12 protein-coding genes are annotated in these 14,987 nt (G+C 74.4%); 6 read left to right on the forward strand and 6 right to left on the reverse strand.

The window, feature by feature from the left end; translation table 11 throughout:
• Nucleotides 1–202 precede the first annotated feature (202 nt).
• Entirely contained in the window at nt 203–637 is a 435-nt protein-coding gene (locus ACFU7Z_RS22010) for a MarR family winged helix-turn-helix transcriptional regulator (protein ID WP_030235202.1), read from the reverse strand.
• A 123-nt stretch (nt 638–760) separates the two neighbouring features.
• On the opposite strand from ACFU7Z_RS22010, the gene ACFU7Z_RS22015 reads away from it, so the two are divergent.
• A complete protein-coding gene (locus ACFU7Z_RS22015) occupies nt 761–1,255 on the forward strand; it encodes a VOC family protein (protein WP_234348557.1) in 495 nt (164 codons plus the stop codon).
• A gap of 283 nt (nt 1,256–1,538) precedes the next feature.
• Nucleotides 1,539–2,387, forward strand: coding sequence for an MHYT domain-containing protein (locus tag ACFU7Z_RS22020; protein WP_375876453.1), 849 nt, complete (start codon nt 1,539–1,541; stop codon nt 2,385–2,387).
• A 189-nt stretch (nt 2,388–2,576) separates the two neighbouring features.
• On the opposite strand, the gene ACFU7Z_RS22025 is transcribed toward ACFU7Z_RS22020, so the two are convergent.
• Together ACFU7Z_RS22025 and ACFU7Z_RS22030 are read right to left on the reverse strand one after the other, a co-directional pair.
• Nucleotides 2,577–4,295, reverse strand: a complete 1,719-nt coding sequence (locus tag ACFU7Z_RS22025; RefSeq protein WP_074005468.1) for a hydrogenase maturation protein — start codon at nt 4,293–4,295, stop codon at nt 2,577–2,579.
• 203 nt (nt 4,296–4,498) lie between these two features.
• Nucleotides 4,499–5,422 (reverse strand): DUF4231 domain-containing protein, encoded by a 924-nt coding sequence (locus tag ACFU7Z_RS22030; protein WP_049655027.1) that lies wholly within the window; start codon nt 5,420–5,422, stop codon nt 4,499–4,501.
• 131 nt (nt 5,423–5,553) lie between these two features.
• Here ACFU7Z_RS22030 and ACFU7Z_RS22035 point away from each other — a divergent pair, with 131 nt between their 5' ends.
• Nucleotides 5,554–6,003, forward strand: coding sequence for a VOC family protein (locus tag ACFU7Z_RS22035; protein ID WP_380779063.1), 450 nt, complete (start codon nt 5,554–5,556; stop codon nt 6,001–6,003).
• Nucleotides 6,004–6,086: 83 nt separating this feature from the next.
• On the opposite strand, the gene ACFU7Z_RS22040 is transcribed toward ACFU7Z_RS22035, so the two are convergent.
• Together ACFU7Z_RS22040 and ACFU7Z_RS22045 are read right to left on the reverse strand one after the other, a co-directional pair.
• Nucleotides 6,087–6,545 carry a ricin-type beta-trefoil lectin domain protein gene (locus tag ACFU7Z_RS22040; RefSeq protein ID WP_375876451.1) on the reverse strand — a complete coding sequence of 153 codons (459 nt, stop codon included), beginning with the start codon at nt 6,543–6,545 and terminating at the stop codon, nt 6,087–6,089.
• Nucleotides 6,546–6,740: 195 nt separating this feature from the next.
• Entirely contained in the window at nt 6,741–8,201 is a 1,461-nt protein-coding gene (locus tag ACFU7Z_RS22045; protein ID WP_049655021.1) for an NCS2 family permease, read from the reverse strand.
• A gap of 176 nt (nt 8,202–8,377) precedes the next feature.
• Between ACFU7Z_RS22045 and ACFU7Z_RS22050 the strand changes: the two genes are divergently transcribed.
• The 3 genes from ACFU7Z_RS22050 to ACFU7Z_RS22060 all read left to right on the forward strand — a co-directional run bounded on the left by ACFU7Z_RS22050 (nt 8,378) and on the right by ACFU7Z_RS22060 (nt 11,562).
• Complete coding sequence (locus ACFU7Z_RS22050) at nt 8,378–8,701, forward strand: DUF2530 domain-containing protein (RefSeq protein ID WP_074005466.1); 324 nt, start codon at nt 8,378–8,380, stop codon at nt 8,699–8,701.
• 52 nt (nt 8,702–8,753) lie between these two features.
• The gene (locus ACFU7Z_RS22055; protein WP_049655015.1) at nt 8,754–11,213 is read left to right on the forward strand and encodes an HAD-IC family P-type ATPase; all 2,460 of its coding nucleotides are present in this window, start codon (nt 8,754–8,756) and stop codon (nt 11,211–11,213) included.
• Between the two features lie 79 nt (nt 11,214–11,292).
• Nucleotides 11,293–11,562, forward strand: coding sequence for a hypothetical protein (locus ACFU7Z_RS22060; RefSeq protein WP_049655012.1), 270 nt, complete (start codon nt 11,293–11,295; stop codon nt 11,560–11,562).
• Here ACFU7Z_RS22060 and ACFU7Z_RS22065 read toward each other — a convergent pair.
• Nucleotides 11,526–14,822 carry a sacsin N-terminal ATP-binding-like domain-containing protein gene (locus ACFU7Z_RS22065; protein WP_380779066.1) on the reverse strand — a complete coding sequence of 1,099 codons (3,297 nt, stop codon included), beginning with the start codon at nt 14,820–14,822 and terminating at the stop codon, nt 11,526–11,528. The genes ACFU7Z_RS22060 and ACFU7Z_RS22065 overlap by 37 nt on opposite strands.
• Nucleotides 14,823–14,987: the final 165 nt, after the last annotated feature.

Raw genomic sequence — 14,987 nt, forward strand, 5'->3', positions numbered from 1 at the left:
GCGGAGGGCGGGGCGGGCGGCGGCCGTGGGTGTCAGGTTGGTCTCCCCGCGCGGCGCGACGGCCATGGCGGTGGCCGTCGCGCTCCTGGTGTCGGTGGTCGGTCCTGCGGTGATGCGGGCTCCTTGTTCTCCCGGCGGCCGGCCGGGGTCGGTGTGCCTCAGAGGTGTACGAGCTGCGGCCGTACGGACCGCGGGTGTACGGCTACAGGTGTGCGAGCTTGTAGAGCACGGGCGCGGCCTCCCTGAGGACGGCCCACTCCTCCTCGTCGAGCCCCTGGGCGAGCTCGGCGAGCCAGACGTTCCGGCGCCGACGACTCTCCGCGAGGATCGTCTCGGCCTGCTCGGTGCTGCTGACGACCACCTGTCGGCGGTCCTCGGGGTGCGGTTCGCGCCGCACCAGCCCCTTCTCCTCCAGCATCGCGACGATCCTGGTCATCGAAGGAGGCTGCACGTGCTCCTTCCGGGCGAGCTCACCCGGCGTCGCCTTCCCGCACCGGGCGAGGGTGCCCAGCACTCCCATCTCGGTGGGACTCAGCGACTCCTCCACCCTCTGGTGTTTGAGTCGTCGGGAGAGGCGCATCGTGGACGATCGCAGCTGACTGATCGCTGCGAGGTCCTGCTCGGACATCTCGGGCATCTCTTTAGCTTACGTCATTACTCTCGCTAAGGAAAATGAGATCCGCCGCCGTGCCGGAGGGTCACCCCGGTGCCATATTGGTGATGGGCCCCAGCTCTCGACTCCCAGAAGGGCCGACCTGCCATGTCCGACCTCGCCACCGAGCGGTCCGAGCGGTCCGAGCCGTCCGGACGGCCGCAGTCGTCCGAACGGTCCGACCGGCCCCGGTCGTCCGAGCAGCCCCAGCCGACCGGGCCGACCGGGCCCGCCGACACCGGCTTCGGCCGGCTCGCCATGGTCACCATCGACTGCGCCGACCCGGTCGCGCTGGCCTCGTTCTACGGCGAACTGCTGGGGTGGGAGACCAGGCACGCGGACGACCACTTCGCCATCCTGGACAACCCCGAGGGCGGCAGCCCGCTGGGCTTCGGACGGGTGACCGGCTACCGGCCGGAGCCGTGGACGGAGCCGGACGGCAGCAAGCACTTCCACCTCGACTTCTACGTCGACGACCTGGACGAGGCCACCGCCAAGGCCCTCGCGCTCGGCGCCACCGAGCCCGCCTATCAGCACGGCCGCACGCTGCGGGTGCTGATCGACCCGGCCGGCCACCCGTTCGGGCTAGCCCCCTTGGAGTAAGCACCAAAGGCGGCCGGGGACGGTGCGCAGGCGGTGTCAGGGGTTGGTGCCGGGATCATGCAGGCCGCGTAAAGGCCCATCCTGACCTGGGACTTCACGAAAAACGCGAACATTGTGCGACTGCCGGTCGATGGCTAATCTCCCCCTTGTCAGGGGCACCACACTCCAGGCTCCTCCCCGCGGGACGGCGTTCCCGCTCCGGTGCCCGTTCGCCGCGCGCCTTCCCCGACCAGCCGCGCCCTCCCGCGCCCCGGTGCCCTCAACCCTCGTCCAGGGAGCTCTCTTGGGTGCGATCCACCATGCCGACCACGGCTGGGTGACCCCGGCGGTCTCGTACTTCGTCGCCTGCCTCGGCGCCTTCGTCGCGCTGCGCAGCGCCCGCTGGGCGCTCGTCTCCCAGGGCCGCACCCGGGTCGTCTGGCTGCTGTTCGCCTCCACCTCGCTCGGGGCCGGGATCTGGTCGATGCACTTCATCGCGATGCTCGGCTTCTCCGTGACCGGTGCCGAGATCAGCTACCGGCCCCTGCTCACCGTGCTCAGCCTGCTGGTCGCCGTCGCCGTGGTCGGCATCGGGCTCTTCACCGTCGGGTACTGGCGCCGCCGCGCCCCGGCCCTGCTGGTCGGCGGGCTGACCACCGGCCTCGGGGTCGCCGCGATGCACTACCTGGGCATGGCCGCGATGGTCCTGCCCGGCCGGCTCGGCTACGACCGGACCGTCGTGGCGGCCTCGGTGGCCATCGCCGTGGTCGCCGCCACCGCCGCGCTCTGGGCCGCGCTGAACATCCGGGGCACGCTCGCCGTCCTGGCGGCGGCGCCGGTGATGGGCGTGGCGGTCTGCGCGATGCACTACACCGGCATGGCGGCGCTCTCCGTCCAGCTGGACTTCTCACGCTCCACCGAAGGCGGCGTGATGGCGCTCCAGTTCATCTTCCCGCTCGGGGTCGGGCTCGGCTGCTACGTCTTCTTCGGCTCACTGGCCTTCGCCGTCTCCCCGAGCCGACCCGACTCCCAACCCCTGCTGGCCGGTCCGGCCGCCCCGCTGCCCCCGCGGGCCGCGCGCACCCCGGGCGACCCGGACGGCCAGTTCGTCCCGCAGCGGCGACAGCCGCTGGGCGGGGCGGCCCGGCACTGACGCCGGGTACGGGAGCGGGGCCCGAGCGGGCGTCCGGCCGGGCCCCCCACCCCGGCCGGGCGCCGCCCGTCCCGCTCCTACCCTCCCCGTACGACGCGCGACCCGCCACAGCTCGGCCAGCCCGCGCGAACCCCTTTGCCCGCGTGGGCCGTTACGACCGCGCGGGCCGCGTACCGCTACGCGGTCCGCCTACGACTGAGCCGGCCGCCCGAGCAGCCCCGCCACGTGCTCCGGCGTGGCCACCGGACAGACCTTGTGCACGAAGTCCCGCCGCAGCGCGTGGTACGGCTCGCCCGCCCGGTAGAAGTCGGCGTGCATCCGGCGCAGTTCCTCCGCCCGGTACTCGGCCAGCGGCTTGGCCTCCTCGTCGGCCGCGCGGCGGCGCTTCTTGTCCACCAGCCGCCCGGTGAGCTCCGGCGAGGCGGCGATCCGGGCCGCCTCCCGGGCCACCCAGCGGCGGAACCCGGCCGCGTCCCCGCCGACCGTACGGTCCACCAGGCCGATCCGGCGGGCGTGGTCCGCGCCGACCGGCAGCGCCTCGGCGGTGAGCCGCCCGGCCTGCTCGGCGCCGACCCGGCGGGGCAGGGTGTACGTCCAGTACTCGGAGCCGTACAGGCCCATCAGCCGGTAGTGCGGGTTGAGCACCGCCGAGTCCCGGCACCACACCTCGTCGGCGGCGAGCGCCGCCATCAGCCCGCCGGCCGCCGCGTTCCCGGCCAGGGCCGCCACCGTCACCTTGTCCGTCGTGGTCAGCACCGCCTCGACGACGTCGTCCATCGCGTTGATGTTCTCCCAGGACTCCAGCGCCGGAAAGGCCGCGCCCTGGATGACGTTGAGGTGGATGCCGTTGGAGAAGAAGTCCCGGGGCGCGCCGAGCACCAGCACCGAGGTCGGCCGCTCGGCCGCCTCCCGGTAGGCGGCGAGCAGCCGGCGGCACTGGTCGGTGCTCATCGCCCCGCCCGCGTAGGCGAATTCGAGGAACCCGACCTCGCCCTCCTCGTGGTAGCGCAGCTCCGACCAGGTGTCCCGGCCGCTCGCCCGTTCCGGGCTCACCGGCACCTCGCGGACCCGGTACAGCTCGTCGGCGAGCACCGTGGCGGCCGGCAGCTTGAAGGTGGCCGGCCCGCCGGGGGTGCGGCGCGGGCGCAGCTGCGGTATCCACACCGCGCCGTCCACGGTGGCCCGGCAGATGGCGCCGTCCCGGGTGGCCAGCACGGCGCCCGGCACCGGACCGCGCAGCTCGTCCTCGGGGTGGCCGCCGTGCAGGAAGAACTCCCGTCCGTACAGCTCGTCCAGCACGCCGGGCTGGGAGTCGGCGGCGCGCAGCCTGCGCAGCACGGTGGCGGTGTCGTCCCGCTCCCAGTCGATCCGGCGGGCCTCCTGGCGCAGCGGGGGCCGCGGTTCGCCGTGCACGTCCGGCCGGGCGTAGTCCAGCGGTTCGGGGGTGAACAGCCCGCCCTCGTACCGCTGGACGGCCAGCAGGACGGCCTCGACGGCGGCGTCGGCGAGCTCGCCCCGGTACAACTCGCTCTTGCCGCAGGCCGGGACGGGGAACTCGACGGACGCCCAGATGTCGCCGGCGTCCATCTCCTCGACGGCCTGCAGCACGGTGACGCCCCAACGCTCCGCGCCCTCGGTGATCGCCCAGTCGAGCGAGGAGGGGCCGCGGTCGCCCTTGGGCCCCGGGTGGACGATCAGGACGGTCCGGGTGGACCAGATGTCCTGCGGGACGGCCTTGGTGAGCATCGGACAGATGATCAGCTCGGGGTCGGTGCGGACCACCGCCGCCCTCATCTGCTCGTCACCGAGGGCGAGTTGGACGGCGACCTGGTGGCCGCGCTCGCGCAGCCCGGTGTGGACGCGCTGGGTCAGGCTGTTGAACGCGCTGGCGATCAGGAGAATGCGCAAGGAGGGCCTCCGGCGGGAACTGGGGTCGCGCGCAGGCGATGAAACCAGGGCATGGACACGTAACGATTACGGTCCGCACCTGGGCGCCCTACTCTCACGCACCCCGCACACCCGCACCCCGCGTTTCGCCGGATCTCCCCAAGTCCCCGCTCCGGTCGAGTACTCTGCGCCGCTCCCGCCCCCGTCCGTCCCGCGAGCCCGGCTCAGCGCGGGAACGCCCGGCGGGCCCGCCAGGTGGTGTGCTCCCGGGAGACCGCGTCCTCCGCCTCGGCGGCCAGCCGGGCCCAACGGGCCTCGGCGTCCGGCGCCTTGAGGTCGAGGTCGGACAGCTGGTTGCCGACGTTCTCCAGCTCCCGCGCGGCCAGTTGGTAGGCGGCGGCCAGCGGGCCGAGCTGCTTGAGCTGCGTCCAGGCGATGATCGCCGCGGCCGCGGCCGAGGTGGCGCCGAAGACGTGCACCGGCAGCGCGCCGGTGGCCTGGGCGATGGCCGCCGCCGCACCGACGATGATCAGCACCGCGACGCCGAGCCCCCAGGAGACCGCCTGCGAGTCGCAGGCCTCGGCCCGGGAGCGGTACCAGGTGCGCTGGCCCTCGACCCGGGTGCGCAGGTAGAGCGTGCGCCGGGCGGTCAGGCTCTCGGCGCGCTGCCGGCGCATCTCCGGGGTGATCTCGGCGACGCTGCCGGGCGGCACGATCTCCGGGTCCTCGAAGGCCCGCAGCACGTCCTCGACCTGGAGCAGGTAGCCGCGGTCGGTGTCCTCGGACTCGGCCGCGCCGTCGAACGGCCGGGCCCGGACGGTGTACTTCCAGGCCAGCGTCTTGACCGACTCGGCCGCCGCCCGGGCCTGGTACCAGCGTCCCTGCGGGTTGCCGCGGCGCAGCCGGGACCAGAAGTAGCCGGCCACCAGGAAGGCGGCGACCGAGAACAGCGGCCAGATGTCGAGGGCGTTCTTGTCGTCCGGGTCGGGGAACGACCCGATCACGGCGGCGACCACCAGCATCGCGATCAGGCCGCGGTACCAGCGCAGCGTCTCCCGCTGGCCGTCCAGCGAGGCCTTGTCCGTCGTCCAGAACAGCTCCGGCAGCAGCTGCGCCTCGACGCCCCCCGGCGGATCCTGTTGCACCATCGGTCGAGTCCCCTCCCCCTTCTCCGTCCAGCCAGTATTCCCACCGCCAACTGGCCTACACGGGCGCCTTTTTGACAACTTCTGACGGCGGGCCATTGCCCGACCCCCGGGTAACCGGTAGAAACGGTTACATGCCGCTGCACTGGAAGCTCGTCATCGACTGCGCCGACCCGCACCGCCAGGCCGCCTTCTGGGCCGCCGCCCTGGAGTACACGCTGGAGGACCACGGCGCGCTGATCACCCGGCTGCTCGCCGCCGGCGCGGTCGGCCCGGAGGCCCTCACCGAGGTGGACGGCCACCCGGCCTGGCGCTCCCTGGCCGCCGTCCGCCACCCCGAGGACCCGTTCGACCCGGCCTCGGACACCGGCCTCGGCCGCCGCGTCCTGTTCCAGGCCGTCCCCGAGCCCCGGCAGGGCAAGAACCGCCTGCACCTCGACGTCCACCCCGGCCCGGGCGAGCGCGAGGCCACCGTCGCCCGCCTCACCGCCCTCGGCGCCACCACCCTCCGCCACGTCGACGAGCCCGGCGGCGCCTGGACGGTCATGCAGGATCCCGAGGGCAACGAGTTCTGCGTCCACTGACCCGCCCCCGGCGCGCGAAGGGGCCGGCGGCGGTCGACTGCCCGACCACCGCCGGCCCCACGGGCACGGCCCGGCGCCGTCCGTCAGAGGACGGCCCACTCCGGGTGGGACCCGGTCCGACTGCCGACGTAGACGCCCTCGGAGTCGTTGGCCTTCAGGTACCGGCCGGTGAGGACGTTCTTGATGAACGGACCGTCGTAGTCGAAGGTCTCCCACACCTGGCGCAGGTCGCCGGTGCACGGGAGGAGTACGGCGTGGCCCCACGGGTTGCTGGTGTCCACGTCCGTCAGGCACGCGTTCGCAGCGAGGCTGCGGATCTGCCCCGTCCCTTCGCGCGGGACGTCCCAGAGGAACGGCGGCACGGGGACGCACGGGCCCAGCCCGACGGTCTGGTCGGGGTTCACCGCGAGACACCGCCCGAAGTGGAGGTTCTGGATCTGCCCGACCCGGCCCTCGGGCTGCGCCGAGGCGGCCGGGGCCGTCGTCATGGTCAGAGCGAGGACTGCGCCGCCGATCACCGCGGCAGCCGTTGTACGGCTCACGACTGGTTCCTTTCAGGTCATGGGTCCGCGGTCATGGGTCCGCGCCCCTAGCCGGGAACCTCCCTCGCCGGCAAGGCGCCACGACCGTCCCGTCCGCAGAACAACCCGAAGGTGTGAAGCCCCGCTGCGGCGAATGCCGACGGCCCCGCCCTCCCGAGCGGGAGGACAGGGCCGTCGGAGAACCGGCGGGGGCCGTCAGAGCAGGCCGAAGGCCGGCATCAGGTAGTAGAAGGCGAAGACCGACGCCACCGCGTACATGGGGACGGGGACCTCGCGGCCGCGGCCGGCGGCCAGGCGCAGCACGCAGAAGGCGATGAAGCCCATGCCGATGCCGTTGGTGATGCTGTAGGTGAACGGCATCATCACGATGGTCAGGAAGGCCGGGATCGCGATCGTGTAGTCGGCCCAGTCGATCTCCTTGATCGAGTTAGCCAGGATCAGGAAGCCGACGGTGATCAGGGCCGGGGTGGCGGCCTGGGCCGGGACCATGGTGGCGAGCGGGGTGAGGAAGAGCGCCACCACGAAGAGCAGGCCGGTGACGATCGAGGCGAAGCCGGTCCGGGCGCCCTCGCCGACGCCGGCGGTGGACTCGACGAAGCAGGTGTTGGCGGAGGCCGAGGTGGCGCCGCCGGCCGCGGTGGCGATGCCGTCGACCATCAGGACCTTGTTGATGCCGGGCAGGTCGCCCTTCTCGTCCAGCAGGTGGGCCTCGTCGGCCACGCCGAGGATGGTGCCCATCGCGTCGAAGAAGCAGGACATCAGCACGGTGAAGACGAACAGCAGGCCGGTCAGCACGCCGACCTTCTCGAAGCCGCCGAACAGGCTGACCTTGCCGACCAGGCCGAAGTCCGGCGCGGAGACCGGGTTGCCCGGCCAGGTCGGGACGGTGAGGCCCCACTTGAGCGCCGGGACGTCGGCCACCTTGTCGATGACCGCGGCGAGCGCGGTGGAGACCGCGATGCTGATCAGGATGGCGCCGGGCACCTTGCGGATCAGCAGGACCAGGGTGAGCACCAGGCCGATCACGAAGATCAGCACCGGGAAGCCGAGCAGGTGCCCGTTGCCGCCGAGCTGGAGCGGGACGGTCGTGTGGGCGGCGTCCGGGATGCGGCTGACGAAGCCGGAGTCGACCAGGCCGACCAGGCTGATGAACAGGCCGATACCGATCGCGATGGCCTTGCGCAGGCCGAGCGGGACGGCGTTCATGACCCGCTCGCGCAGCCCGGTGGCGACCAGCAGCATGATCGCGAAACCGGCCAGCACGACCATGCCCATGGCGTCCGGCCAGGTCATCTTGGGGGCGAGCTGGAGCGCCACGATCGTGTTGACGCCGAGTCCGGCGGCCAGGCCGATCGGGACGTTGCCGATGACGCCCATCAGCAGGGTGGTGAGACCCGCGGTGAGGGCGGTGGCGGTGACCAGCTGGGCGCTGTTCAGGTGAGCCCCGGTGACGTCCGTGCCGCTGGCCAGGATGATCGGGTTCAGCACCAGGATGTACGCCATGGTGAAGAAGGTGGCGACACCGCCGCGGATCTCGCGCGGCAGGGTGGAGCCCCGCTCGCTGATCCGGAAGAAGCGGTCGACGGCGCTCGTGGGGGGCTGCGGCGCGGCGTCGGCGGGTTCGGGCGACTCGGTGGTCGGCTGGACCACAGGCATGCGTGCGTCCTCTGTGGGGGAGCTGAGGAGGGGGTGGGAACGCCCGGGGCGACGGTGGCCGGGCGCAGGGCCTCAAGTATCGTTTCCCGATCGCACACGCGCTATCTTCGCGCGTAGAGCCCGCGCGGGGTCACGGCACCCGCGCAGCCGCCCCACCGCACCGTACGCTAGGCCCCATGCCCAAGACGCCACTGCACCCCTCGCCCCCTCCGCTGGAGGCCAACGACGTCGCCATCGTCGGCGGCGGCACGGTGCTGTGGTTCATCGCCTTCCTCGCCCTGCTCCCCTTCCAGGGCAGCCTCTCGGCGCACGGCCACGGCACCTGGCCGTGGATCTGCCTCTCCGGCGGCCTGCTCGGCCTGATCGGCCTCTGGTACTGCCGCGCCCGGCGGGACGCGATCGCCCGCGGCCGCGCCGCCGAAGCCGCCGAGGCGGCCGCGCACACGGCCGAACGGACGACCGGCGACGACGGCCAGGACCCGGCCACCCGGTCGGACTGAATAGTCCTTTAGTAGCACGCACCGGACATAAGGCGCCCGTAGAGTCGGTGCCATGACGCAGCCTGCCCAGCCGGCGGAAGAGCAGCCGGCCGACGGAGACCGCCCGGACGGAGCCCACCCCCTCGGCCTGCTGCCCGGCCGACGCGGCGGCCTGACCACCGCCGAGGTCGCCGAACGGGTCGCCCGGGGCCAGGTCAACGACGTCCCCGTACGGTCCAGCCGGTCCACCCGGGAGATCGTCCGCGCCAACGTCTTCACCCGCTTCAACGCGATCATCGGCGTGATGTTCGGGATCATCCTGATCGTCGGTCCGATCCAGGACGGCCTGTTCGGCCTGGTCATCGTGGCCAACACGGCGATCGGCATCATCCAGGAGCTGCGCGCCAAGAAGACCCTGGACAGCCTGGCCCTGATCGGCGAGGCCCGCCCGCAGGTCCGCCGGGACGGCACCGCCCGGCAGGTCGGCGTCTCCGAGATCGTCCTCGACGACACCGTGCTGCTCGGCATCGGCGACAAGGTGATCGTGGACGGCGAGGTCACCGAGGCGGACGGCCTGGAGATCGACGAGTCGCTGCTCACCGGCGAACCCGACCCGGTCCTCAAGCAGCCCGGCGACCAGGTGATGTCCGGCAGCTTCGTGGTGGCCGGCGCCGGCGCGTTCACCGCCACCAAGGTCGGCCGCGAGGCCTACGCGGCCCAGCTCGCCGAGGAGGCCAGCAAGTTCACCCTGGTGAAGTCGGAGCTGCGCACCGGCATCGACAGCATCCTGCGGATCATCACCTACCTGCTGATCCCCACCGCCCTCGGCCTGATCATCAGCCAGCTGGCCGTCGAGGGCCGGGACTGGCGCGAGGCCGTCCGGCGCATGGTGGCCGGCATCGTGCCGATGGTCCCCGAGGGCCTGGTGCTGCTGACCTCGGTCGCCTTCGCGATCGGCGTGGTCCGGCTCGGCCGCAAGCAGTGCCTGGTCCAGGAGCTCCCGGCGATCGAGGGCCTGGCCCGGGTGGACACCGTCTGCCTGGACAAGACCGGCACCCTCACCGAGGGCGGCATGGACGTGGTCGACCTGCGGGTGCTCTCCGACGGGGAGCCCGCCGCCGTCGACAAGGACACCGTCCAACACGCGCTGGCCGTGATGGCCGGCGCCGACGCCCGCCCCAACCCGTCCATGCAGGCGGTCATCGACGCGTACGGGCGCGGCGACGACGGCGCCGCCTCCGGCCGGAACGGCTGGCGGGTGATCGAGGCGATGCCCTTCTCCTCCGCCCGCAAGTGGAGCGGCGTGCAGCTGCTGGAGCCGCAGGGCGGCGAGGCCAGCTGGCTGCTCGGCGCGCCCGACGTGCTGCTGCCCGCCGGGCACCCGGCCCTGGCCGAGGTGGACGAACTGGGCGCCCAGGGCCTGCGGGTGCTGCTGCTGGGCCGCACCCCCGTCCCGCTGGACTCCCCCGACCCGGCGGCCGGCCTCACCCCGCTCGCCCTGGTGGTGCTCCAGCAGCGGCTGCGCTCGGACGCCGCCGAGACCCTGCGCTACTTCGAGGGCCAGCGGGTCCGGGCCAAGGTCATCTCCGGCGACTCGGCGGTCTCGGTCGGCGCGGTGGCCGGCCACCTGGGCCTGCCCGGCGCCGACCACCCGCTGGACGCCCGCTCCCTGCCCACCGACCCGGAGCAGCTCGCCGAGACCGCCGACCGGACCAGCGTCTTCGGCCGGGTCACCCCCCAGCAGAAGCGCCAGCTGGTCGGGGCGCTGCAGTCCCGCGGCCACACCGTGGCGATGACCGGAGACGGCGTCAACGACGTGCTCGCGCTCAAGGACGCCGACATCGGCGTGGCGATGGGCACCGGCTCCGACGCCACCAAGGCGGTCGCCCAGATCGTGCTGCTGAACGACTCCTTCGCCTCGCTGCCGTCGGTGGTGGCCGAGGGCCGCCGGGTGATCGGCAACATCGAGCGGGTCGCCTCACTCTTCCTGGTGAAGACCGTCTACTCGGTCCTGCTGGCGCTCCTGGTGATCTTCACCCACTCGCCGTACCCGTTCCTGCCCCGGCACTCCACCGTGCTGTCCTCGCTGACCATCGGCATCCCGGCCTTCTTCCTCGCCCTCGCCCCCAACAACGAGCGGGCCCGCACCGGCTTCGTGAAGCGCGTGCTGCGGCTGGCGGTCCCCGGCGGCGCCATCGCCGGCACCGGCACCTTCGTTGCCTACACGCTCGCCCGCACCGACCACGCGACCGACCTCAAGGCCGACACCAGCGTGGCCACCCTGACGCTCTTCCTGATCGCCATCTGGGTCCTCGCCATCGTCGCCCGCCCGTACAACTGGTGGCGGCTGCTGCTGATCGGCGCCATGGGCGGCGCGTTCGCCCTGGTCCTGCTGGTGCCCCCGCTGAAGTCGTTCTTCGACCTCTCCCTGGTCGGCTACCGCGACCCGCTGACGGGCGTCGCCGTCGCGGTGGTCTGCGGCATCGCCCTGGAGATCGCCTGGCGCGTGATGAAGCGCCGCGGCATGGAGTGACGGAGCCGCCGGCCGGCCGCGCCACCGCGTGACAAGCCCCCCGCGCACACCCGATGATGACCCCGGAAGGGGGTGCCGAATGGCACGCAGGGGTGGGGACCTGGAGGCGTTCATCGCCTTCCTGGGCGGCTTGGCGGCGGCCGGACTGGCCGCCCTGGCGATGGCGGGCGTCGGGCTGACCGTCCGGCCCACACCGGCACTGCGGACCGCCGCGCTGGTGACGCTCGGCGCGGTCTGGCTGACCGCCACCACCGCCGTCTACCGGCGGCTGCGGGCGCGCACCGACCGGCCGACCGGTGCGCGCCGCGGGGCTCAGCCCTCGAAGTCCCGGGCGGCCGAGAGCTCGTAGGCGCGGTCGGGCTCGCTGAGCGCGGCCAGCACCTCGAAGCGGCGGTGCCACTGCCCGACCGACCAGGCCAGCCCGGCGGCGAGGCCCTCCGGGGTGGCCGCGTGCAGCAGGCCGGGCACCGGCGGGACCTCGAACTCGTCGTCCTCGTCGCCGGCCTCGGCCAGCTCCGGGTCGTACGGCGGCTCCGGGGTGTCCGCCCCGGTGTCCCAGCGCCAGTCCACCGCCGCCTCGCCGCCGTCCGGCCCGACGACCAGCAGCTCCTCGTGCTCCTCGTAGGCGACCGGGCAGCCGGGCAGCAGCTCCCGCACCACCGCCGGGACCCGGTGCAGCACGCCCTCGGACAGCACCCGGCCGCCCGCCACCTCGCTGGCCAGCGACACGTGCAGCCGCTCGGCGAGGTCGGCGGCCAGCGCCGGGGCGACCGGCAGCAGCGGGTACGGGTGCAGCAGCTGGACCAGGTCGGGGGCGTCGGCGACGACCGCCTCGGTGGCGTCCACCACCACGGTGTGGGCCGGCCGGCGCCCGGTCTCCGGGTCCATCGGCGGCAGCGCCCGCACCACGTCCAGCGGCTCGATCCGCTCCCGGTCCACCCAGGCCAGCGCGGTGTGGATGCCGTGCAGCTGGCGGTGGCCGACCTCGGCGTCCGGGTCGGTCATCCGGTCCAGCACCTCGTCCGGCCCGTGCGGCTCGGCGAGCAGCGCGGCCAGCGTGGTGCGCACCCCGAGCGCGTGCAGGAACTGCTCGTCCAGGGTGGTGCGGGCCTCGTCGTACAGGCCGCGCAGCAGCGGGTCGGCCCCGGCGGCGCGCAGGCCGGCCGGCTCACGGCCCGCCAGCACCGGGTGGTCGCGCAGCCACCAGGCGGTGTACGGCGGCAGGTCGGCGTACGAGCCGTCCGGCAGCAGGGTGCGCACCGGGCCGACCACGGCCTCCCGGTACGGCGGGCGGGCCAGCGCGGCGAGCGCCTCCGGCCAGGCGTCGTCGTCCACCAGGTCGAGGTCGCGCACGGCCAGCAGCTCGGCGGCGACCGGCGGGACGCCGACCGCCTCGTCGGCCTGCAGCGCCTCCAGCGCGTCCTCGGCCCACTCGGCGAGCCCGTCCGGCGCCTCGTCCAGCAGGCCGGTGGGGTGGCCGCCGGCCGCGCGGTCGGCGGGGACGGTCGGGTCGAGCCGCTCCAGGTCGTCCGGGTCGAGCACCACGTCCTCGGCGCGCACCAGCACGAAGTCGGCCAGCACGCCGACCGCGGCGAGCACCTCGGACCCCCAGCGCTCCAGCAGCTCGTCGTCCACCCAGCCGGCGTCCTCCTCGCGGGCGAGCGCGGCGAACGGGCTTCCGGGCAGCACGAGTTCGCCGGCCCGGGCGGGCTCGCCCTCGTCGTCGAGCAGCGCCAGCCGGGCCAGCCAGGGGTGGGCGCCCGGCTCCGGGGCGGCGGCCTTCACCAACGCCAGGACGGCGTCGGCGAGTTCGAGCGCCGCGTCGAGGTCGTCCTCGGCCAGCTCGTAGGAGCGGGCGACGGCGGCCCGCGCCTCGGGGGTGTCCAGCACCCCGGCCGGGGTGGCGGTGCCGGCGCCGAGCCTGGCCAGCAGCGGGTGGGCGGCCTCGGGGTGGGCCAGCCGCAGGTCGAGCGCCGCGAGCGCGCCCGCGAGCGAACCGGGGTAGCCGGGAAAGGCCGCCCAGTCGGCGTCCTCGGAGGGCAGCAGGACGCGCCGCGGCCCGGTGACCGTCCGCCCGTCGGCGAGCGGGACGGGCAGCGCGCCGAGCGCCTCCGGGTCGGCCGCGCCGAGCGCCGCGTACAGGTTGCGCCACCACGCGGGCTCGCGGTCCAGGCCGCCGAGCTGGTCCACCACCTCGGCCAGCGGCACCCGGCGCACGTTCAGCACCCGCAGCTCGGTACGGCGCTCCAGGCCGGCCGGCAGCAGCCCGGGGAAGATCGGCGAGAGCGCCTCGACCACCGAGCCGTCCGCGCCCTCCAGCAGCGTCGCGTCCCGGGGCCGCAGCGCGGGCGTGCCCTCCTCGACCGGCGCCGGGTGCGGCAGGAACGGCGTGTCGGGCAGCCGGGAGAGCACCCCGGCGCGCAGCGCGTTGTCCAGCGCGCCCTGGCCGAGCGGGGCCGGGACGAGGCCGAGCGAGCCGAGGTCGGCGCCACGGGCGCGCAGCAGCTCGGCGTAGCTGTCGGCGGCCCGCTCGGTGAGGAAGTCGGCCAGCGGGCCGGGGGCGACGTGCCGGCGGGTGGAGTCCAGCGGGTAGGAGGCGATCAGCAGCGCGGGCAGGCCGACCGGCTCGTCGCTGGGTGTGGGCGCGTGCAGCACGGAGGCGATCCGGGGCCGCTGCGGGGCGCCGTCCTCGCCGACCGGGACGGCCCAGGTCACCGTCCAGTACGGGCGGGCGCGCTCCTCGGTGGGCCGGTCGGCCAGCAGCTCGGCGGCGAGCGTGCCGGAGGCGCCGGCGGTCTGCCAGACCGTCCGCCGCGGCCGGCCGTCCGCGTCGTCGGTGACGGTGACCTCGGTGACGCCGTCCGGGCGGGTCTCGGCGGCGTCCCGGGTGAGCGTCCGGACGCCGTCCGGGGTCTCCACCACGACCTCGCGCAGGCCGGGCAGGGTGAGCAGCAGCGCGTCGTCGATCCCGGCCAGCAGACGGCGGGTCAGGTCCTCGGCGGCCGCGTCCCGCAGCGGCAGCACGACCACCGTGTCGTAGCCCTCCGGGGCGGTGCCCTCGGCCGCGAACGGCAGGCGCAGCAGCGGCACGTGGCCGTCCCGGCGGCGCAGCTCCTCGGCCAGCTCGGGCTGGGCCCCGGCCAGCGACCGGGCCTCCCCGAGCGACCAGCGCACCCCGCCGCCGGCGCCCAGCACGGCGGGCTCGTCGGTGACCGCGAGGACGGCGGCGAAGCCGACCCCGAACCGGCCCACGGCGGGCGCCTCGCCGCGCTTGGAGGAGGCGCGCAGGGTGGACAGCGACTCGACGGCGGCCGCGTCCAGCGGGGCGCCGGTGTTGGCGGCGGCGAGCACGCCGTCGGCGAGGGTCAGCCGCAGCCGGCCGGGGCCGTGGCCGGCCCGGACCGCGGCGTCGGCCGCGTTCTGCGCCAACTCGACCACCAGGCGGTCCCGGTAGCCGCCGAGCGCCAGCTCCTCCTCGGCGTTGGCGTCCTCCCGGAACCGGGACGGCGAGGCGGCCCAGGCGTCCAGCACCCGCCGGCGCAGCGCGGCGCTCCCGAAGGGGTCCGCGAGGTGCTCGTCCGTGCCGCTGCCGATGATCCGAGGTTCCACTGGACCTGCCACCTTCCGCTGCCCTGTTCGTCGTAGGGCATTCTTCCCTGCCCCACCGACTGCTCCCGACCACGGACCCCGCCGGCGTCGGCCCCGGGACGGCGCCGATGGCGCCCCCGCCGCCCGCCCGGAGCCGCGCGGAACCGTCCGGACAGCACCTGTCTC

The organism is Kitasatospora sp. NPDC057518 (assembly GCF_042802075.1).
Lineage (GTDB): Bacteria > Actinomycetota > Actinomycetes > Streptomycetales > Streptomycetaceae > Kitasatospora.